Source organism: Streptacidiphilus sp. MAP12-20 (assembly GCF_041262525.1).
Classification (GTDB): domain Bacteria; phylum Actinomycetota; class Actinomycetes; order Streptomycetales; family Streptomycetaceae; genus Streptacidiphilus.
In genome coordinates, this window is sequence record NZ_JBGCCK010000002.1 from 324,276 (window position 1) to 345,121 (window position 20,846).

At 69.5% G+C, this 20,846-nt stretch carries 19 protein-coding genes; 6 read left to right on the forward strand and 13 right to left on the reverse strand.

All coding sequences use genetic code 11. From position 1 onward, the window contains the following. Positions 1–70 precede the first annotated feature (70 nt). Together ABIA32_RS03720 and ABIA32_RS03725 are read left to right on the forward strand one after the other, a co-directional pair. Positions 71–1,225 (forward strand): hypothetical protein, encoded by a 1,155-nt coding sequence (locus tag ABIA32_RS03720; protein WP_370092321.1) that lies wholly within the window; start codon positions 71–73, stop codon positions 1,223–1,225. A 156-nt stretch (positions 1,226–1,381) separates the two neighbouring features. Continuing rightward, entirely contained in the window at positions 1,382–2,707 is a 1,326-nt protein-coding gene (locus tag ABIA32_RS03725) for a CynX/NimT family MFS transporter (protein WP_370092322.1), read from the forward strand. A gap of 608 nt (positions 2,708–3,315) precedes the next feature. Here the strand turns inward: ABIA32_RS03725 and ABIA32_RS03730 are convergent. The 12 genes from ABIA32_RS03730 to ABIA32_RS03785 form a co-directional block, all read right to left on the reverse strand. Next, complete coding sequence (locus tag ABIA32_RS03730; RefSeq protein WP_370092323.1) at positions 3,316–5,637, reverse strand: glycoside hydrolase family 3 N-terminal domain-containing protein; 2,322 nt, start codon at positions 5,635–5,637, stop codon at positions 3,316–3,318. A gap of 202 nt (positions 5,638–5,839) precedes the next feature. Then, complete coding sequence (locus ABIA32_RS03735) at positions 5,840–6,658, reverse strand: carbohydrate ABC transporter permease (RefSeq protein ID WP_370092324.1); 819 nt, start codon at positions 6,656–6,658, stop codon at positions 5,840–5,842. Next, complete coding sequence (locus ABIA32_RS03740) at positions 6,655–7,575, reverse strand: carbohydrate ABC transporter permease (protein ID WP_370092453.1); 921 nt, start codon at positions 7,573–7,575, stop codon at positions 6,655–6,657. The genes ABIA32_RS03735 and ABIA32_RS03740 overlap by 4 nt, the downstream gene beginning before the upstream one ends. Before the next feature lie 47 nt (positions 7,576–7,622). After that, positions 7,623–8,909, reverse strand: coding sequence for an ABC transporter substrate-binding protein (locus tag ABIA32_RS03745; protein ID WP_370092325.1), 1,287 nt, complete (start codon positions 8,907–8,909; stop codon positions 7,623–7,625). Between the two features lie 274 nt (positions 8,910–9,183). Then, entirely contained in the window at positions 9,184–10,224 is a 1,041-nt protein-coding gene (locus ABIA32_RS03750) for a LacI family DNA-binding transcriptional regulator (protein ID WP_370092326.1), read from the reverse strand. Positions 10,225–10,360: 136 nt separating this feature from the next. Then, positions 10,361–12,067 carry an RICIN domain-containing protein gene (locus ABIA32_RS03755; protein ID WP_370092327.1) on the reverse strand — a complete coding sequence of 569 codons (1,707 nt, stop codon included), beginning with the start codon at positions 12,065–12,067 and terminating at the stop codon, positions 10,361–10,363. Between the two features lie 190 nt (positions 12,068–12,257). Next, positions 12,258–12,956, reverse strand: a complete 699-nt coding sequence (locus tag ABIA32_RS03760) for a hypothetical protein (protein ID WP_370092328.1) — start codon at positions 12,954–12,956, stop codon at positions 12,258–12,260. 58 nt (positions 12,957–13,014) lie between these two features. After that, positions 13,015–13,416, reverse strand: a complete 402-nt coding sequence (locus ABIA32_RS03765) for a DUF5955 family protein (RefSeq protein WP_370092329.1) — start codon at positions 13,414–13,416, stop codon at positions 13,015–13,017. A gap of 26 nt (positions 13,417–13,442) precedes the next feature. Then, on the reverse strand, positions 13,443–14,954 hold the full coding sequence (locus ABIA32_RS03770) for a hypothetical protein (RefSeq protein ID WP_370092330.1): 1,512 nt from the start codon (positions 14,952–14,954) through the stop codon (positions 13,443–13,445). A gap of 602 nt (positions 14,955–15,556) precedes the next feature. Beyond that, positions 15,557–15,679 carry a 50S ribosomal protein L36 gene (locus ABIA32_RS03775; protein WP_370092454.1) on the reverse strand — a complete coding sequence of 41 codons (123 nt, stop codon included), beginning with the start codon at positions 15,677–15,679 and terminating at the stop codon, positions 15,557–15,559. Between the two features lie 92 nt (positions 15,680–15,771). Continuing rightward, the gene (locus ABIA32_RS03780; RefSeq protein ID WP_370092455.1) at positions 15,772–16,026 is read right to left on the reverse strand and encodes a DUF2630 family protein; all 255 of its coding nucleotides are present in this window, start codon (positions 16,024–16,026) and stop codon (positions 15,772–15,774) included. 95 nt (positions 16,027–16,121) lie between these two features. Then, positions 16,122–16,922, reverse strand: coding sequence for a maleylpyruvate isomerase family mycothiol-dependent enzyme (locus ABIA32_RS03785; RefSeq protein ID WP_370092331.1), 801 nt, complete (start codon positions 16,920–16,922; stop codon positions 16,122–16,124). A 94-nt stretch (positions 16,923–17,016) separates the two neighbouring features. Between ABIA32_RS03785 and ABIA32_RS03790 the strand changes: the two genes are divergently transcribed. The 4 genes from ABIA32_RS03790 (at position 17,017) to ABIA32_RS03805 (ending at position 19,714) form a co-directional block, all read left to right on the forward strand. After that, complete coding sequence (locus tag ABIA32_RS03790; RefSeq protein WP_370092332.1) at positions 17,017–17,196, forward strand: hypothetical protein; 180 nt, start codon at positions 17,017–17,019, stop codon at positions 17,194–17,196. A gap of 210 nt (positions 17,197–17,406) precedes the next feature. Next, positions 17,407–18,813: a metallopeptidase TldD-related protein gene (locus ABIA32_RS03795; protein ID WP_370092333.1), complete on the forward strand. Its 1,407-nt coding sequence runs from the start codon at positions 17,407–17,409 to the stop codon at positions 18,811–18,813. Positions 18,814–18,952: 139 nt separating this feature from the next. Continuing rightward, positions 18,953–19,267 carry a DUF3099 domain-containing protein gene (locus tag ABIA32_RS03800; RefSeq protein WP_370092334.1) on the forward strand — a complete coding sequence of 105 codons (315 nt, stop codon included), beginning with the start codon at positions 18,953–18,955 and terminating at the stop codon, positions 19,265–19,267. A 219-nt stretch (positions 19,268–19,486) separates the two neighbouring features. Then, entirely contained in the window at positions 19,487–19,714 is a 228-nt protein-coding gene (locus tag ABIA32_RS03805) for a hypothetical protein (protein ID WP_370092456.1), read from the forward strand. 15 nt (positions 19,715–19,729) lie between these two features. Here the strand turns inward: ABIA32_RS03805 and moaA are convergent, their stop codons facing one another. Beyond that, positions 19,730–20,755: a GTP 3',8-cyclase MoaA gene (moaA, locus tag ABIA32_RS03810; RefSeq protein WP_370092336.1), complete on the reverse strand. Its 1,026-nt coding sequence runs from the start codon at positions 20,753–20,755 to the stop codon at positions 19,730–19,732. Between the last annotated feature and the right edge of the window lie 91 nt (positions 20,756–20,846).

A 20,846-nucleotide genomic window follows, 5' to 3' on the forward strand; every position in this document is an offset into this window, starting at 1 on the left:
ACGCACTACGCGCACCAGGGCACGGCCGCGGCAGGCCGCTGCCCTGTCATCCAAGGGGGAGAGAAAGCAAGTGCCTACCCGTAGAACCGTTTTGGGGGGAGCGGCTGCCATCGGTGCAGCCGCCGCAATCACCGGACTGAGCGCCCGTACCGCGTCCGCCGACGGCACCACCGGCAACGTCACGCAAGCGCAGGCCCGCGACAACATCCGCGCCGTGGACACCGGCATGCGCAACAACTACGACGCGTTGCGCGCCAACGTCATCAACCAGCTGGACCCGGTCATCGTCGTCAACAACGACATGCAGGGCGGCACCTACTACCTGATCAGCAAGGGCACGGTGCTGGAGACCATCCAGCCCGTGGACGAGGTGTTCGCGCTGGCCAAGTCCATCGCGCACACCCCGCTGGGCATCTTCTCCATCTGCGCGCCGTCGCTGGACCCGAACAACATCCTTTCCTCGCAGACCGCGTACATCGACCAGCACGACCTTCAGATGGTCGCGTTCAACGGGCCCGGCAACACCGGCTGGATCGACTCGCTGCAGACGTTCTCCAACACCCTGGACACCGCCCGGCAGACCCTGGAGTCGGCGAACCTGCCCGGCGACACGAACGGGAGCCTGCACGACGCCTGCGCGTACATCCTCGACAAGGCGCACGACTACATCGCCACGACGATTCGCAACCGCGAGTTCGACATGCAGTCGTTCGAGAACTTCACCGCCGACGTCTACCCCAGCATCCGCACCAACATGTACTGGTCGTCCCGGGTGCAGATCGACGGCGTCAGCAAGCTGATGACCCGCTGGCGCAGCCAGGTCGGCGGCGCGTGGTCGGGGCTCTACGTGGTGGTGCTGTCCATCTGGACGACCTACGTGCAGAACCAGAACAGCATCATCCTGAAGAACTTCATGGACCAGAAGCAGGTCCCCACGCACCTCATCGACCTGATGACGGCGCAGACACCCACCGACCCGGTCCATATCGCGCTCGACAACCTGGCGCGCATCGTCCAGGACAACATCGCTGCAGAGATGGTCTTCTCCACCGACCAGCCCACCGCCGACGCCCTCAAGGGCCAGCCGGACCTGCTGTCCACGGAGATCCTCAAACTCCTCGGAACCGGTTCCACCGCCGCCAATGCCTCGAGCGCCCTCACCAAGGGTCAGCTCACACAGATCGCGTGCCCGTTCCACAACCGGGCCTCTGCCCTCCGCGCCTGACTCATCCACCGGACCGCTGCGCCCCTCCCCGCTGCACCGAGGGGCGCAGCGCCCGCACCACCGACGGCTTCCCTCCGGGCCAGCGGCCAGCGCCGCACAGCCCGCGCGGGAAGCCGTCGCCGTTTCGGCACCGCATGTCCACGGGGGAAACACGACATGAACCACGCAACCGGCGTCCGCCGGACCACGAGAGTCTGGTTGCTCCTCGGCCTGATCCTGCTCACGGTCAACCTTCGCGCCGCGATCACCGGCGTCTCGCCGCTCCTCGCGCTGCTCCAGACCACGCTTCACCTCAGTGACATCGAGACCAGCACGCTGGCCACCCTGCCGGTGCTGTGCCTGGGCGTGTTCGCCGCTGTCGCGCCGGGCCTGAGCCGCCGCTACGGCAACGAGGCCACCATCACCGCGTCCCTGCTGGTCACCACCGCAGGCATCGCCCTGCGCGTCGCGCCAGGCCAGGTGGCGCTGTTCAGCGGAACCGCCCTGGCCGGCGCGGGCATCGCGATCGGCGGCGCGCTGATGCCCGCAGTGATCAAAGAGCACTTCCCCACGCAGGTGGGCACCCTGACGGGCCTGGCGATGACCCTCATGGCCGCCGGCGGGGCCACGGCGGCCGCAGCCGCCGTGCCCCTGGACGACGCGGCCGGATGGCGCGTCGCCCTCGCCGTGTGGGCGCTGCCGAGCCTGGCCGCCGTTCTGGCCTGGGTGCGGCTCACCCACCATGCCGGCCGCACCCCCACGCCGGCCGCCCCGCAGCCGCACTCCGGCACGCTCCTGCGGTCCCGACTGGCGTGGGCGGTGTCAGCGTTCCTCGGCGTGGTGTCACTGATGTTCTACGTCCTGGTCGCGTGGCTCCCGCAGATCATGACCCAACGGGGCTACACCCCCGTCCAGGGCGGAGCGATGGTGTCCGTCATGCTCGCCACCGGAATCCCCTTCGGCTTCCTCACGCCCTACCTGGCCGCGCGTTTGAAGGACCAGCGGCCGATCATCCTCGCGATCGTCATCATCAAGCTGACCGGCCTGGGGGGAATCCTGATCCTGCCCGGCTATGCCTGGGTGTGGATCGCTGTCCTCGGCGTCGCCACCGGCGCTGCCTTCCCCCTCGCCGTCACGTTCCTCAGCCTGCGCTCACCCGACGCCGCCGTCACCGCACGCCTGTCCGGCATGGCCCAGACCGGCGGCTACCTCCTCGCCGGGGCGGGCCCGTTCCTCTTCGGTGTCCTGCGCGCCGCGACCGGCAGCTGGGCCATACCCCTGACGGTCCTGGGGACGCTGATGATTCCCGAAGCCCTCTGCGGCCTGCGGGCCGCGCGGCCCGGCCATGTCCAACCCGTCGCAGCAGGCACCGGCATGACCAGGCTTGGAGAGGCACTGCCAGCCGAAGCCCAACGCCTTCGCGTCACCACTCATGGAGAGCTGGGTGAGGGCCTTGAGAACTCGTGCCCGGCGGCGTTCGGAGTCCGAGCACGGCGTGGGTGAGGCTCGCGCGGTTGGGCACCCCGAGTTTGGCGTCGGGGTGGTCGCCCGAGCAGCGCGAGGGCCTGCGCCCGGGGCAGCGGTCCGATGTGCCGTACCTCGAGCTGCCCCATGGATGCGGCGCGGGAGAGCACGGCGGCCAGCGCGGGCGAGAGTTGGCGCTGACGGTAGGCCAGCAGGCAGAGCACCGCGCTGGTGGCGGCCGTGTGGAGCAAGCGCTCTACACCCGGAATCCGGTCGGTTGCGAGATGGTGCAGGTCGTCCATCGCCACCAGGGTGGCCCTCCCCTGAGCCACCTGCTCGTGCAGCTCACAGCAGCCGTCCGTCAGCGAGCGCACGTCGCGCGGCGTGGGGGCGAGCGCGCGCCGACCGTGAGCCGCGAACACCCGGACACCGGCTCGCCGTCCACACCTCGCTCTGGGACGACCAGACAGCGGGAAGCAACACCCACGGCAAATACCGGGCCATCAGGGCATTCATGCAGGCTGTGGGACCCACCTGGGTCTCGGTCATCTTCGGGGTGATGGCCGTGGGCCTGCTCCTGGTCGGAGTGCGCGAGATCCGAGCAGCGTACAAGGACTGATTCTTGGAAGGTCATCCACAACCGTCCCCTAGTCGAGCAGTTGGGCCTCCGCGGCCATGGTGCGTCGGTGGTCGAGGTAGCGCGTCTCTCCGGTCAGACGGATCGCGGCCACGGTGCCCGCCTCGGCGGCGGACTGGGCGACGGTCAGGAGCAGGCGTCCGGGTTCGACGCGGCGACGCAGGTCGCGGCCGGTGAAGCCGGCGAGGTCGGCGGAGACGGTGAACTGCAGGGTCCTGGTCTCCCCTGCCTGGAGGTCCACGCGGGCGAAGCCGATGAGCTGCCGGACGGGGCGCGTCACCGAGGCCACCGGATCGGTGAGGTAGAGCTGGGGTACGGCCGTTCCGGCGCGGTCTCCGACGTTGCTCACGGTCGCCCGGAGCACGACGGTGCCGTCCGTGGGGATCTCGTCGGCGCCGGCGCGTACCTCGTCGACGCGGAACACGCTGTAGGAGAGGCCGTGGCCGAAGGGGAAGGCGGGTGTGGGGTCGATGTTGCTGACGCCATCGCTCTTCAGTGCCAGGGGTGGTGCGAGATAGGTGCCCGGCTGCCCGGAGTTCTCGCCGGGGATCTGTACCGGGAGGCGGCCTGAGGGGTTGACCCGGCCGGCCAGGATGCCCGCGATGGCCGTGCCACCCTCCTGGCCGGGGAAGAACGCCTGCACGGTGGCCTCGGCCGCGTCGACGTGGCGGCCGATCGCATACGGACGCCCCGAGACGACGAGCAGGACGCTGCGGTGCGCGGCGGCCAGCACCGCCTCGGTCAGCTCCTCCTGGACTCCGGGCAGGTGGAGGGTGGCGACGTCGCAGCCCTCGCCGGAGGTGCCGTTGCCGAACATGCCCGATCGATCGCCGACGACGAGCACGGTCACGTCTGCGGCGTCGGCCGCCTCCACGGCGGCCTGGATGCCGGAGCGGTCCGTCCCGCTGATGCTGCAGCCGGGTGTGTAGCGCACCTCGGCGTCGGGGAACTCCGCTCGGATCGCGGCCAGGACGGTCGGCGCGTCGATGCCGAGGGGAAGGTCCGGGTGGTGGGCGAGGACGTGGTTGGGGAAGGAGTAGCAGCCGAAGAGGCAGCCCGGGTCGTCGGCGGCCGGACCGATGACCGCGATCGAGCGGGGCGCCCGCAGGGGCAGCAGGCCGGCGTGGTTGTCCAGGAGCACCACGGACTGCTCGGCCATGCGGCGGGCGACGGCCCGGTTGCGGTCGGAGTTCAGGTCGACGGCGCGGTACCGGTCGGCGGACCACCCCTCGTCCAGCAGGCCCATTTCGGCCTTCTGGGTCAGGACGCGGAGCACGGCGCGGTCGAGCACCTGGGGAGAGATGCGTCCGTCCTCCGCCATCAGCCCGAGGGCGGCTCCGTAGCCGGAGGTGTGCGGGAGTTCGACGTCGATGCCGGCCTGCAGCGCCTGCCGGGCTGCGTCGGGCAGGTCCGAGGCGACGTGGTGCATGGAGTCGAGGAAGGCGATGGACCAGTAGTCGGAGACGACGGTTCCGGTGAAGCCCCACGCGTCGCGGAGCAGACCGGTGAGAAGCGTCGCGTCGGCGGCGCAGGGTGTGCCGTCGACGTCGTTGTAGGCGTTCATGACGGAGCGGACGGGACCGTGGACCACGGCCCTCTCGAACGGGGGGAGGATGACGTCGGCGAGCTCGCGGGGGCCGATGGCCGCGGGGGCGTGGTTGCGTGCGCCGCGGGAGGCGGAGTAGCCGGCGAAGTGCTTGAGGGTGGCGATGACGCCCGCGGACTGGAGTCCTTGGACGTAGGCGAGGCCCAGTTCCGAGATGAGATGGGGATCCTCGCCCATCGTCTCCTCGACGCGGCCCCAGCGGTAGTCGCGGACGACGTCGAGGACCGGGGCGAGTCCCTGGTGGATTCCGACCGCGGCCATGTCCGCGCCGATGGCCGCGGCCATCTCCCGCACCAGGGCGGGGTTCCAGGTCGCCGCCCAGGCGAGGGAGGTGGGGTAGACGGTCGCCTGCCAGGTGGTGAATCCGGTGAGGCACTCCTCGTGGGCGAGGGCCGGGATGCCGAACCTGTTGGCGGCGACGACGTGGGACTGCAGCGCGGCCAGGCGTGCGACGCCCTCCTCGGCGGTGATCGGCACGGTGCCGAAGATCCTGGTCAGCTGGCCCAGGCCGTCTGTGATCGCTTCGGCGAAAGGTTCGGCTCCTCGGAAGGTCTCCTGCATCGGGGCGACGTCCCCGCTGCCCTCGTGGCCGGGCCAGGTGCTGCCCAGTTGGCTGATCTTCTCAGCCGGCGTCATGGCCGCGAGCAGGGCCTGGGCGCGGACCGGCGCGGGAAGGCCGGGGTCGTTCCACAGTCCGGTCTTCGGGCGTTCGTCGCTGATGGTCACGGTCTGGTCCGTTTCTCTGCGTTCATGGCGCTGCGTTCACGGCGCTGCGTTCACGGCGCTGCGTTCACGGCGCTGTGTTCGTGAGGATGGGCAGCGCGGGGCAGCGCCCGCTGCCCGGTCGTGCGGGCTCGGGTGCTGGGGTGCTCGGGTGCTGGGGTGCTGGATTGATCGAGTGCGGTGCGAGGGATGTGGAGCGGGGCGGCTACTTGCCGCCGGCGCCCACAAGGCCGGCGACGAGTGCGCGGCGAGCGAAGAGGTAGACGACGAGGATCGGCACGGCCGACAGCAGCACGGCGGCCAACAGTGCGGGCACGTTGGCGCTGTACTGGGAGACGAAGTTGTACAGACCCAGCGTCACCGTCTTGCTCCCCTCCGACTGCGTCATGATCAGCGGGAACAGGAATCCGTTCCAGGCCTGGAGCGCGGCGAAGACCGAGGCGGTGGCGATCCCGGAGCGCGAGAGCGGGATCACCAGGTCCCACAGCACCCGCGCCGGCGGAGCGCCGTCGAGCGCCATCGCCTCGTAGAGGGAGCTGTCGATCTCCCGCATGCCGCCGCTGATCACCAGCACCGTCACCGGCAGCGCGAAGGCCGCCGTGGGGAGTGCGATGCCCCAGAGACTGTCGTACAGGCCCAGCCGGTTGACGATCAGGAACAGCGGGATCACCACCGCCTGGGAGGGGATGGCCAGACCGAGCAGGAAGATCCGGAACACCCCGCGGGACCACCAGCCCCGGCCGCGCACCACGGCGTAGCTGATCGGGACGCCGAACAGCAGCACCAGCGCCACCGTCAGCGCCGCCACCACGAGCGTGTTCCACAGGTAGCCGGGGAAACCGCTGTTCAGCACGGTGTCGAAGTTGGCCCAGGTCAGCTTGGACGGCAGGGCCAGCGGGCCGTTGTTGGTGTACGTGTCCTGCGGTTGCAGCGCGGCGGAGAGCAGCGAGTACACCGGGACGCCGACGATCACCAGCCAGAAGCAGGCGGCCGCTCCTGCCAGGTAGTTGGGACGAGTCTTCACAGCCCCTCCAGGGTTCCGGTCATCCGGTCGTAGCCGCTGAGTCGGGTCAGCAGCACGGACGCGCCGGTGGCGAGCAGCAGCAGGAAGCTGGCGATCGCGCTGGCGTAGCCGTAGTCGTAGGTGCGGAACGCCGTCTGGTACATCATGAACGGCAGGATCGCGGTGTCCGTGCCAGGCCCGCCGTTGGTGAGCAGCAGCACGATGTCGAAGGCGGTGAGGCCGCCCACGACCATGAAGGTGGTCGAGGTGATCATGGTGTTGCGCAGCTGCGGCAGTGTGATGTGGAAGAACTGCCGCACCCGGCCCGCCCCGTCGATGGCCGCCGCCTGGTAGAGGGTCTCCGGAATGGCCCGGGCCGCGCCCTGGTAGAGCAGGCTGTGGAAGGGCACGAACTGCCAGCTGGTGACCAGCACCAGGCAGGCGACCGCGCCGGACTGGCTGCCGAGGGGGCTGGCGTTGCCGAACAGCCAGGTCAGGTGGGCCGGCAGGCCGAAGTTGGGGTCGAGCAGCTGCTGCCACATGACCGCGGTGGCCGCGGTGGACAGCAGCAGCGGCAGGAAGAACACCGCCGACAGCACGGCTCGGTTGCGCTGGCGGCCGGCCGACCAGACGCCCAGCAGGATGCTGATCGGCGCCTGGACGAGGATGTTGCCGATCAGCAGCGCGCCGGTGACGGCGGTGGACTGGAGGACCTGGCCATCGGTCAGGAACCGGCTCCAGTTGCTCAGCCCGGTGAACTGCGGCGTGCTCAGGCCGTCCCAGCTGGTCAGCGAGAGGTACAGGACGCCGACCATGGGGGCCAGGGCGAAGACGGCGAAGAACAGCAGGCCGGGCACCGCCCAGGCCGCCCCCGGCCGCTCCAGGGTGGGAGCGGCCGAAAGGGCACGCTGCCTGCGGGCCGTCCGCCCGGCGATCAGGGATGCCACACGCTTGCCTTTCTCGGGCTCGTTCTCGGTTCCGGCGGTCAGTGCTTGATGGCCAGCACGCCGCTGACGAACTGCTGGGGGCTGGACTGGCCGTTGAACAACTTCTGGATCTCGGTGAGCAGCGGGGTGCCCAGCGTCAGACCGAGCGCCTGGTCCCAGGACTGGGTGAACGCGGGCGCTGTCGCCACCAGGTTGTACTGGAACTCGGCGTAGGCCGGGTCCGGCGCCTTGGTCAGCGCCGCCTTGGCGTTGTCGGTGACCGGCACCTCGCCCTTGGCGACCAGGCCCTGGACGTAGGCGTCGCTCCAAGTGGTCTTCAGGAAGTCGACAGCGGTGGTCTTGGCCGCGGCGGTGGTGACCGAAAGATAGTTGGTGGGGTTGCCGACGACGTCGGCGGGGTTGCCCTGGCCGCCGTCGACGGAGGGGAAGGCGACGTAGCCGAGGTCGTTCTTGGCGAAGTTCGGGTCGGCGGCCTGCTGGGTGGCGTATTCCCAGGAGCCCATCAGCTGCATCGCGGCCTTGCCCTTGGCGAGCAGCGTGGAGGAGCCGCCGGCGCCGTAGTTCACGGAGGCGAAGTTCTTGCCGAAGGCGCCGCCGGCGACGAGTTGCTGGACCATCTCCGCGGTCTTGAGGATCGCCGGGTCGTTCCACTGGGACCAGTCCCCGGCCGCGATCTTCTTGAAGAGCTCCGGCCCGGCGAGCCGGTCCACCAGGTACTCGATCCACATCAGCTCGGTCCAGGAGGACGTCGCGCTGCCGGCCAGCGCGAAGGGCGTGATCCCCTTGTTGGTGAAGACCTGGACCAGATTGGTCAGGTCGGCCCAGGTCTTGGGCGGCTGCACGCCGGCGTCGGCGAAGACCTTCTTGTCGTAGAACAGGAAGACCGGCTGGGTGCCACGGGCGGGGATGCCGACCAGCTTCCCGTTGACGGTTCCGGCCTGCAGGGCGGCGGGCAGGAAGTGTGAGCTGAAGATCGACGGGTCCAGCGAGACCAGCTTGCCCGCCTTGACGTAGTCGTTCAGGCTGCCGCCGCCCCAGTTGAAGAAGATGCCGGGCATCTGCGAGGAGCCCATGGCGGTGCGGACCTTGTCCTTGAAGCCGTCGGTGGAGATCACCGACATGGTGACCTTGCCGGTGCCGGCCGTGTTGAAGGCGTCGACCTGGGCCTGCTGCACGGTGTTGGTGGGGTCCTGCAGGGTCCAGAACTGGACGTTCCCCGTCGGGGAGCTCGCAGAGCTGCCACCGCCCGAGGAGCCGCAACCGGCCGCCAGGAGGGCGGAGCAGACCACGAAGGCGGTGAGGGCCTTTCTGGACGCGCTGTTCATCATCGAACGCCTTTCGACTCGACAGGGGCACCGGCAGGACTGCGCGGTGATGCGCGGCGGGGTTCATGTGGCTGGCGCCTCATCGGCACCAGGCGTCCCGGCCTGCGGCGTGCCGTCACGCTAAACGTGCGTGAAACAAGGCGGCAATAGTCGGAGTCCTGTGGACTCCGAAAGACTTTCGCAGCCGTCATGGCCGCTCATCTGCCCGCACCCGAACGAACGCCCGCCCACGGGTGATCGCGCGAAAACCTTTCGCAGCCCCTGTCGGTCCTTGTCAGTCGGCGGCGGCTCCACGAGGCGGGGCCGTCGAGGTGCGCAGGACCAGCCTGGTGGCCAGCTCGATGCGGTCGGAGGCCGGTCGCTCGCCCCGGGAGAGTTGCAGCAGGATGCGCGTCGCCTCACGGCCGAGTTCCTCGAAGGGCTGCCGGACCGCGCTGAGGGGCGGACAGGCCATCGCGGCCACGATGGTGTCGTCGAAGGACATGACCGACAGGTCCTCCGGGACCCCCAGTCCCACCTGCCGCGCGGCCTCCAGCACGCCCAGGGCCTGCGCGTCGCTCGCGGCGAAGACGGCGGTCGGTGGCGCGTCACCGAGCAGCATCCGGCGGCTCACCACGAGCCCCTCCGCGAAGTCGAAATCCGTGGAGCGCACGAGGGCGGGGTCGTAGTCGATGCCCGCTTCCTCCAGCGCGGCCCGGTACCCGTGGAGCCGTGCGGCACCGGTGAGGGAGTGCGACCGACCGGCGATCATGCCGATCCTGCGGTGCCCCAGCTGGATCAGGTGGCAGACAGCGTCCTTGGCACCGGCCCAGTTGGTCACCCCGATGCTCGGGATCGGCAGCGACGGCGCGCTGAGCGGATCGACCAGGACGACCGGCAGCTGATGCTCGACGATGCTCCGCTGGTCCTCCTCGGTGAGCATCGAGATCACGATGATCAGGCCCTCGACCCGATCGGAGCGGCATTTCTCCAGCCAGTGCGAGATGGGACGGGCGCTCGTCGTCGCCGTCAGCACATCGATCCCGAGGGCTCCGGCCGCGTCGACGACGCCCCGGACGACCTCGAGCGCGTAGGGCCCGGACAGGTCCCGGAACACGGCGACGATCTGCTGGGCCCCCACCGGCGTGGGCTCCCCCGGCCGGACGTAGCCGTGCTGCGTGAGGAGCCCCTCCACCCGGGCGCGAGTGGTCGCGCCGACATCGCGTCGCCGGTGCACCACCTTGGACACCGTGCTCAGCGAGACGCCGGCTTCGGCCGCGATCGTCGTGAGCAGGCCGTACTGGGTGTCCAGGTGCGCCCTGTTCTGATCCGTCACCTGGCACCCGTCCACTCGCAGCGGACCGCGCAGTGACGCGAACCGGGGCATACCGGTTCGCGTCACTACGCGGAAACATTGCGGCAACGTAGTCCGGCCCGAGGCCACCAGGCAACCGCCGGGCCTCAGCACCCGGCTAGGACGAAACCGGCACCAGGGACCACAGCTGGGAGGTCGCGCCGGTGTACGGCTGCTGGACGACCTGCGCGCCGTCGCCGGTCGATCCTCCGGAAACGCTGAGGGCGAGACCGGAATTGCGATTCACCAGCTCGAAGTTCGAGCCGACGGCGACCAATCGCCACTGCTGGTCGTTGCTGCCGTTCTGGACCCACTGCACGGCGTTCGCGCCGCTTGCCGTACTGGCCTGCCATACGCCGAGGGCTCGACCGCTGTTCTTGTCGAGAAGTGTCGTGTATCCGTTGCCGAGGTCGGTGACGTGCCACTGCTGGTCGGCCGACCCGTTGCCGGTCCACTGCACGACGTTCTGCCCGTCGAGGAGGTCCGCGCCGTATACGCCGAGATCCGTGCCGCTGTTGACGTTGACGAGCTTGTCGTACGCGCCGACGGAGTTCCCGAAGTCGATGTCCGCGTAGGAAATCGTGGTCGTTCCGCCGACGATCTCGACACGACCGGTGTTCGGGACATACGTGAGGCTGCGGCTGTAGTCCGACGCCATCGTCGTGTGCTGCTGGGTCCACGCACCGCTGCTGCTCCCGCCGGCGTTCGTCCAGACGTCCCCGCTGCCTGCGGCGTTGAAGAGGATCCGCCCGTTCGGCAGGCGCAGCAGCACCGGGCTGCCCCCACGGGCCAAGGCACCGGACCCCGACGTCACCGGAAGCGAGGTGATGCCGGTGCCCGCAGCGCCGCCCACCGCATAGAAGTGCAGCGGATCACTGGCGATCTTGTAACGGACGTTGTCGCCGCCGCCCCAGTATTCGAAGGTCATCATCCACTTGCCGTCACTGGTCTGGACGACATTGGTCATGCCTGGGCGACCACCGCCGATTTCGGCGTATCCCGATGAATTGGTGATCGTCGTTCCGGAGACGTCGACGACCGGGCTGCTCCATGACGAGCTGAGGCCGTCCCATGTCCGGTGTGCCAGGATCTGCGTGCCCGCGTCCGGCGCCGTGTTGTTGTTCGGATCGAGAGTCGGAACGCCCGTCGTCGAGTCGTAACCGGTGTAGTCGTTCTCGTCGGAGTAGTAGGCGACGAGTTGGTTGTTGTAGACCATCAGGTACGGCTCCCACACCGGGTCGTTCTGATGGTAGGTGTTCTCGGTGGCCGGGTAGTGCAGCCCGTTCGACCAGCCGCCCGTCGTAATGACGTTCACGACATTCCAGGTGGCACCCGAGTCGGTACTCGAGTAGAGCGCAATCGCCGTGTTACTGCGGTCTCCGTCGTGCGTGGGCACGTAATTGGGATTGCTTGCTTTCTGGTCGAGGTAATTGTAGTCGTCGCCCGACACGACGGTGGCCATCAGCAGGGTGCCGGCGGCGAGATTTCCCACCGCCTGCGGCAGCACGTACAGATACGGGTTGGTCCAGTTGCTGACATACCGCGAGTACGCGGGGTTCGACGAGGCGTACGCCGGCGCCTTGACATCCGTCAGAAGCTGCCAGGTCGTGCCGTTGTCGTCGCTCTTGTACACCGGGATCGTCTGGCCGTCGGCCGAGCCCGAGCCGGCCACCCTCGACTTCTCGAACGCCGCGACAAGCCGTCCGCTCGGCAGCGCGGCCGCCTTCGGATAGAGAACGCAGTTGTTGATCAACTTCGTGCAGGACGCGTTGCTCGGGAGCTGGTAGAGAGTGGCGGGCGTCGGAGCGGACGCGTGAGCGGGCATTGCCAGTGTCCACAGCACGGCGGCCGCGGCCAGAGCTGCGCCCACAACTCTACGGACACCTATTCGCTTACCTTGCACTGCGCCTCCAGGAATACCTGACGGAAAGGCCACGGACGGCCCACAGTATTTGGCGATTCCTGGTCGCTGTCACGCTCGCGCGACGAAAGACTTTCGGTGACACCGCTCGAGATCAGGCAGCGCGGAGCTGGGCCTGGGTGATGACACCGTTCTGGACGGTGTAGCTGCCGAGGAAGTGCAGGACGGTGCCGTCGCTGTGCTGTGCGTCGATGGCGACGTCCACGGTGTCGCCGGTGTTGCCGGTGATGGTGAGGGTGTCCTTGACCGTGTTCGCGAAGCCGGAGGAGAACGTGGCGTAGGACTGGCCCAGATTGTCTCCCCCGAGGTTCCAAGCTGCTTGGTAGTCGTGCCGGTTGATGGCGCTGTAGTAGGCCGTGACAACGCCGTCGGGGGTGGCCGCACTCGGAGTGGGCGTGGCACTGGTCAGCGAGGGGCTCGGCGTCGGGCTCGATGTCGGGGACGAACTCGGTGATGGCTGCGTGGGCTGCGTGGTTGGCATCGCCGTGGTGGAGGGCGTGACGACCGCAGCTTGTGCACCGGCAGGGTGGTTGCCTGTCCCGTGGGTCAGCAGGAGCGTGATGCCTGCGGACAGCGCGAGGGTGACCGCCGCCGCCAGCACGAGCAGGGTGAGCCGGTGCCGGCCCCTCGGCAGCGGCGGGGCGGGGAGCGCGGGCAGCGCCTGAATGGTCAGCGTTTCCGCGGGCGCGTCGGCGGGTGGCGGCGTGCCCGGTTGAAGCGAGGCGCCGCAGTTGGTGCAGAACCGCTCCGCGGCAGCCGACAGGACGTGCCCGCAGGTCCGGCAGAACGCCATCAGATCCCCCTCTGTGCCGGGCGGCACCAGCCTGGTGCCGCCCAGCTGCGTGTCAGACTCAGATTCCGAACAGCGCGCGGACGGCCTGGGCGAGAGCCGTCACCGACGTCGTCAGGACGGTGGCGCCGCCGACGGCCGCTCCCAGGGAGAGCATCAGGCCCTTGATCCGGAACTTGTCCGGGGCCTCCTTCCCGGTCTCCTCGTGCAGGGCCTGGGCGTTGGCCTCGGCCTCGGCCGCATCCGCCATGTCCCCGCTGTCGGCCGCCTGGATCCTCGTGAGGAGCTCCGCGAGCGCGTCTCGCAGTTGGTCGATGGTCTGCGGGACGGGCGTCGAGGCTTCGCCGGTGCTCGCCGTGCCGCTCGCGGAGGCGTGGTCGCCCGCGGCGATGCCCACGCCTGTGAGTGACGCGTTGTCGCCGATCCTGATGCTGTTGTCGCGCTTGCCCGGCCTGCTGCTCATGATGTGCCCCTCTCGCTCAGGATCGGTCAGGACCCGGCTCGTGACGTGGGCCGACCCGCCGACGCTGTGGCCCTGGCCCCCTTGCCGACGCTGAACGCCGCTCCGGAGATGGTGTTGTTGTCGCCGATGGAGACGCTGTTGTTCACGATCGTTTCGACGCGGCGCTTCAGTTCACCGGCGTCGATGTTCTTCTGCTCCAGGAATTCGACAAGCGAGTCGAAGATCCGCTTTTCGACGACTTTGGTGTACATCTCCTTGTCCAGGATCTGGAAGTACCGGTGGTAGCCGAGCAGGAAGCCGCCGCTGTCGAGCACCAGCCGCAGCACGGTGCGCACGACCGGGCCCAGGATCGGGTCGAGGAGGCCGAGCGAGGGGAAGTGGTCGGGGACACGGGAGCGCACATCGCTGGCCGCCTCCCGGACGCTGATCAAAGCACCGTGATTGAAGGTGAACTGACGGGCGATGACGCGGCGCTGGCGGATCTCCTTGCGGGCGCGCCGGAAGTCGGCGAACACCTGGCGCGCCGCGCGCGGCAGGCAGCGCACCATCATGCCGAACCACTGGAAGCCGCAGCGAAAGACCAGCCGTAGGAACTGTCGGACGCTGGGGCGCAGGAGCAGATCGTCGATCTCGTAGTAGCGCGTGTTCAGGGGCGGCAGCAGGGTGTGGCTCGCCTCGACGAACAGGTGTGTGGAGGTCAGGGACAGGCGCAGGAAGAGGGTGTAGACCAGCTGGCCGTCCCAGCCGACGATCTCGATGGCGAGGTAGGGTCGGGCCCTGTCCTCGGGGTGCTCCATCAGGTAACGGATGACGGCGTCGCTGACGCGTTCCACCGGCCGCCCGGCTCCCTGCGGGCCGGTGAGGAAGCGGGCGTCATGGTGGATGTCGGCGCCGTTGATGAAGAGCCGGTCGTGGACGCCCAGCCCGGGGAAGTCCAGTCGGCCGACGCACTCAGCCACCCAGTCGTGGAGCTCGGTGACGGTGAAGGGGTCGACGGGCTCGTCCGGGTCGTCCGGGATGTTCGCGTCGAGCGCGAAGGACCAGCTGTCCAGGGACCAGCCGTGGCCCAGGAACGGGTCGAAGCCGCTGTACGCGGTGACGTTGCCCGCGGCGTACGCGGCGACGAGATCGATCTGCTGCTTGGTCAGTGTCCTTCTTGGCTGAGGCGCCTGTGACGCGTCGAACGATCCCCGGCGCAGGGTGTGGGCGAGGGCCCCCCAGCGAGCGACGTACGCCTCGGTGAAGACCACGACCCACGACAGCACGAAGACCAGCAGGAACGGCAGGAAGGTGCCCGCCACCAGGCAGACGAACATCAGCAGGAGTGCGACGACGAGGGCGACGTCGCGGGTCAGGTGCCGCGCCCTGGCGGCCACGACGTGCTTCATCACGGCGACCAGGTCCACGCCCGGCGAGCGTGCGACTCCCCGGAGTGGCTCCTCCAGGACCTTCTCGACCAGGTCCTCGGCAAGCTTGCTGTCCAGGTGCACGGCCGCACACAGGTACCGTGTCGCCTCGTCCCGGCCCACGACCGGCACGGGTGTCGGTCGACCCGGATCAGGGCCGCGCTGTGAGGGCACCGCGTCGGTCCGGGCGAGAGAGGCGGTGGCCTGCTCGGGGACGAGGGTGGGTAACTGAAGTGGAGCAGAAGCGACTTGTACGGGCCTGCCGACGCTTACCCCGTCAGCGTCGGCGTCAAGGACCGCTGTCGGTCCCGTCGCGTTGCCGCAGTTGCCGCAGAATGCCGAGCCGACGGGATTCTCGTGCCCGCAGACGGAACACGGCACCATTCGACCTCCTCGGGTGATGGACGTGCGTGACTGTTCGGTGTCGGCTGCCGGTGCGGGCGGCGCAGCCGCCTGATAGCCCCGGGGTCCGAGAAAGCCGGGACGCGATGCTCCCGCGGAAGTCGATAAAGGCGATAACGGCCCCCGAATGGTCGGCCTCGCGGTCAACCGTAGCCCCAACTCGGGCCCGGTGACGGCGTCATGGAAAATCGCATCGTCTCCGGCGGTGACCCGGGCCACCGGGGCGACCCGGTGGACATCCTCACCACACACTCACCACACAACACAGGGGTCCGGCCGCTCCTGAAAGGAGGCGGCCGGACCCCCGAGGCCCGCACCCGAGGTCGGCGGCGTCAGCCCTGCCGAACCTTCGATCGCGGGTCCTTACGATTGATGACGAAGACCCTGCCGCGCCGCCGAACCACCTGGGCGCCGGGCTTCGCCTTGAGCGAGCGCAGCGAATTGCGAATCTTCAACGAGATCACCTTTCCTCTCAGACCCTCCCCCGTCGTGTACACAACACGCGACCGTCGTCCGACATTCCACGGCGCTGCCCGCCCGGGGCTCGTCAGGACTCGTAGCCCTCCACCTCGGCCGCCGGGCGGACCCGTGCGGCGCCCGGGTCCTCGCCGAACTCCGACAGGGCCCGGCGCTGCCGCAGCAGGTCCCAGCACTGGTCCAGCTGCACCTCCAGCGCGGCCAGCTCCTTTCGGGCGGCGTCGCTGTCCGCGCTGCCGTCGGCGATCCGGGCGCGGAGCTGCTTCTCGGCGTCGATCAGCCGGTCGATCGAGCCGAGGATGTCATTGTTCTGCTGGTCGGCCATCGGGTCTCCCTGGAGTGGTGTGGTGGACACGGCTCATCCTCGGTCCGCACCGAGCCTGGCGCATGCCGGCGCACGATGTGCGCCACCACGACGTCCTACTCCTCCGGCTCCCAGGCGCGCAGCAGGTCGATCAGCCCGGCGTCTCCGTCGATCTTCAGGGAGTCCGCCGGGAGCCGGCCGTACAGGAAGAGGACCAGCTCACTGGCCGTGCCACGGACAGAGAAGCCGGCTGCGTCCGGGCCCCCGCCGGTAGTGGCAGCGGCGGCAGAGGCGGGCAGACGGGTGGACCGTGCACCGTCGCCGTCGACCGTGAGGCGCCAGGAGTGGCCCTCGGTGGCGTGGAAGTCGAAGGCAGTGGGCTTGTGCGGCCAGGCGCTCGGCGTTGCGCAGCAGGTGGACAGGAAGTCCTCGAGTCCGTCGAGTGCCACCTCCTCCGGCAGCGGCTGCGGGGCGCCCACGGTGATCTGGGCGTCGTAGGTGTGCACCGCGATCTCCTGGAGCTGGTGCCGGGCGACCGCACCGCAGGTCTGCGGCGACTGCGACGAACCCCACCACGTCCAGCAACCGCGATCCGGACCGGCCTCCCGCAGCGCGTCCAGCAGCTGCTGCGTCGATGCGGCAAACCAGGCCAGCAGGGCCTCGCGCTCCCGAGGCGCCGCCGCGGCGCGCTCGGCAGCGGCCTCGGCCGTGGGAGCGTCGGCAGGCCCTGCGGCGACGGTGACGGCCCAGAAGCGGCGGCTCTGGCTCATGTGCTGCACCAGGTCGAACAGCGTCCACTCGGGGCAGGTCGGCACCCGCACCTCGAGGCCGGGCGCGGAGGCGACCGCGGCGCGGAACGCGGTCGCCCGTTCGTCGATCAGTCGCAGCAGAACGGGGAGCTCAAGATTCTTCTTCACCGCGGCTGTCTATCACCGGGCTCCGGCAGCTGGCCAGCGGTTTTCACATCCGCCGGATATTGGATGACACATCAACCGATGTACCATTCCCAGCATGGATGAGCCCCGCTGGCTGAACGAGCATGAGGCGCTCGTGTGGACGAAGTACCGCACGCTCCGTCGCGAACTGCAGGCCGTTCAGGACCGGCAGCTCGCCGAGGACTCCAAGCTTTCCGGCGCCGACTACGCGCTGCTCGCTCCGCTGTCGGAATCCGCGGCCGCGCCGCAGCATTGAAGGCCCTGGAAGTCATCTTCGATCGCTTGCTGACGGCCTTGTCCGAAGACTGAGAAGACTGAGGGGACGAATAGGCGGCCTTCGCGACCCCTCCGCCGCGAGCGAGTAGGCGCGTGGTTACGTCGCAGCCGGATCGGGCCCTACCTTTGATCTCATGGCAGTCGACACCGGGATCAACGCGCCCGACACCCAGCAGGAGGCGGGTCGCTGATGACCGACCAGAACACCGTGCGACCCCACGAGCTCGTCGAGCGCGCGCTGGAGCTCTCCCGGGCTGACGGCTGCGTCGTCATCGCCGACGAGGAGTCGACCGCCAACCTGCGCTGGGCGGGCAACAGCCTCACCACCAACGGCGTCACCCGTGGCCGCACGCTCACCGTGATCGCCACCGTCGACGGCCAGGAGGGTACGGCCGTCAGTGTCGTCTCGCGCGAGGCGGTGACCCTCGACGAGCTGGAGTCGCTGGTCCGCGCCGCCGAGGCCGCCGCGCGGGCGGCCGGTCCGGCCGAGGACGCGCAGCCGCTGCTCGCCGGTGGTGCGGCGTCCGCCGACTTCACCGAGGCGCCGGCCGAGACCTCCGTCGAGGTCTTCTCCGCGTTCGCCCCGGCGCTCGGCGAGGCGCTCGGGCTCTCCCGCAAGAGCGGGCGGCTGCTCTACGGCTTCGCCAACCACATGGTGACCTCCAGCTACCTGGGCACCTCCACCGGCCTCCGGCTCCGGCACGACCAGCCCACCGGCACGCTGGAGCTGAACGCCAAGACGGCGGACCTCTCCGCCTCCGCCTGGACGGGTGCGGCCACCCGCGACTTCCGCGACGTGGATCCCGTGGCCCTGGAGGCGCAGCTCGCGCAGCGGCTCGCCTGGGCCGAGCGGAAGATCGACCTGCCGGCCGGCCGCTACGAGACGCTGCTGCCGCCCTCGGCGCTGGCCGACCTGATGATCTACCTGACCTGGTCGGCGGGCGGCCGCGACGCACACGAAGGGCGCACCGTCTTCTCCAAGCCGGGCGGCCGGACCCGCGTCGGCGACCGGCTCTCCTCGCTGCCGCTGACGCTGCGCAGCGATCCGGTCTACCCGGGTCTTGAGGCCGCGCCCTTCGTCGTCGCGCACGCCTCCGGCGGCGACAGCTCGGTCTTCGACAACGGGCTGCCGCTCTCCCCCACGGACTGGATCCGCGACGGCGAGCTCACCAACCTGCTGACCACGCGTCACTCGGCGGGGCTGACCGGCCTTCCGGTCCGCCCGGGGATCGACAACCTGGTCTTCGAGGGCGCCGACCCGGCCTCGGGCACCACGCTCGAGGACATGGTCGCCCGCACCGAACGCGGGCTGCTGCTCACCTGCCTCTGGTACATCCGCGAGGTCGACCCGGCGACGCTGCTGCTGACCGGGCTCACCCGCGACGGCGTCTACCTGGTGGAGAACGGCGAGGTGACCGGAGCGGTGAACAACTTCCGCTTCAACGAGTCCCCGGTCGACCTGCTCGGCAGGATCACCGAGGTGGGGCGCACCGAGCGCTGCCTGCCGCGCGAGTGGAGCGACTGGTTCACCCGGGCCGCGATGCCGCCGGTGCGGGTCGCCGATTTCCACATGAGCTCGGTGAGCCAAGCCTCCTGACCGACCCGGATCCGTCTCTTGATCGTCCCCGACCGATCGTCCGCGACCGACACGCATCTCGCGGGCACCCCCCTCTCCTCAGCGGGGTGCCTGCGGCGTACCGTGGTCGTAGGGGCCGGGTAAGGGGTGGTGGAGAGCAGTGAGTAAAGCCAAGGCGATCCGGATCACGGGAGCGCGGTCGAGCCTGACCGAGGACGTACGGGGCCGCCAGCGCCGCTACATCATCTCGATGGCCGTCCGCACGGTCTGCGTGATCCTTGCCGTCGTGCTCTGGCAGGAATCGCGGATAGCGGCGATCATCGCCCTCGTCGGCGGGACGATCATTCCCTACTTCGCGGTGCTCTTCGCCAACGCGGGCCGCGAGGGCGCCCCCAAGATGCCGGAGACCTTCGTCGGCTACCAGCCGCCGCCGGCCCTCGGGCCCGGCAGCACAGCGCCGGTCGACAAGCCTTAGAGAAACCTTAACCAAGGATCAAGACGATTGACCGGATCCCTGGACGAGTGCACAGGCTCGCATGCCATACTGCAGACGCGCTCCGCATCCCCCGTCGGAGCGACGGACTGATGCCGGGCGGCTCCCCCCGTGGCTGCCCGGCATCGCCATGTGCGCTGCGCGTGCGCTGCGTGGGCGCCGCTCTTTTTGTGGCGGCATAGGGTTGCCGGTATGAGCTGGATGAGCACCGAAGAAGCGCCGGAGACCCCGATCTGTTCAGGGAAGGGCTGCCGCGCGGCCGCCGTCTGGGTCCTGGCCTGGAACAACCCGAAGCTGCACACCCCCGAACGCCGCAAGACCTGGCTCGCCTGCGACGAACACCGCGACCACCTGACGCTCTTTCTGGACGCGCGCGGTTTCCTCAAGGACGTCGTCAGGCTTGAGGACTGGCAGGAACCGGCGAGCTGAGCCGGACCCGGGAACCTACCCGCCGATCGCCGACATCGGCCGGTCCGGCTGGTGGAACGTCGGCGCGTCGATCCCGGCCGGGGCGTCGACGCCGGCGCCGGCCTTCTTGCCCCACATCGCCTTGCGCCACAGCTCGGCGATCTCCGCGTCCGAGCCGCCGCCGCGCAGGGCGCCGCGCAGATCCGTCTCGCCCGTCGCGAAGAGGCAGTTGCGCACCTGACCGTCGGCGGTGAGCCGGGTGCGGTCGCAGGCGCGGCAGAACGGGCGGGTCACGCTGGCGATCACGCCGACCTTGGCCGGACCGCCGTCGACCAGCCAGCGCTCGGCCGGGGCCGCGCCGCGCCTGGCGTCCGGCTCAGGGGTCAGCGTGAAGCGGGCGGAGAGCCGCTCGAGGATCTCCTCGGCGGTGATCATCGAGGACCGGTCCCAGCCGTGCTGGGCGTCGAGCGGCATCTGCTCGATGAAGCGCAGCTCGTAGCCGCGCTCCAGCGACCACTCCAGCAGATCCGCCGCCTCGTGGTCGTTGACGCCGCGCATCAGCACCGCGTTGAGCTTGACCGGCCGCAGCCCCGCCGCGTCCGCGGCGGCAAGGCCCGCCTGGACGTCGTCGAGGCGGTTGCGGCGGGTGAGGGTGTGGAAGGTCTCCGGGTCGAGCGTGTCGACGGAGACGTTGACCCGGTCCAGACCGGCCTCGCTCAGGGCGGCTGCCGTACGGGCCAGGCCGATGCCGTTCGTCGTCAGCGACAGCTCGGGACGTGGCGTGAGCTGCGCGCAGGCGGCGACGATGCCGACGACGCCGGGCCGCAGCAGCGGCTCACCGCCGGTGAAGCGCACCTCGCGCACCCCGAGGTCGTTGACGGCGATGCGCACCAGCCGCACGATCTCCTCGTCGCTGAGCAGCGTGTCCTTGCCCAGCCACTGCAAGCCCTCCTCGGGCATGCAGTAGGTGCAGCGCAGATTGCACCGGTCGGTCAGCGAGACGCGCAGATCCACGGCTCGCCGCCCGAAGGTGTCGAGCAAACCGTTCTCCGCCGTCGCCACGTGCCCCGCCTTTCCCCAAGCTGTCACTCCAGCCTAGTGCCCCCCGCCGACAATCCCCCGACGCGCTCGCGACAGCATGAACTCCAACGCC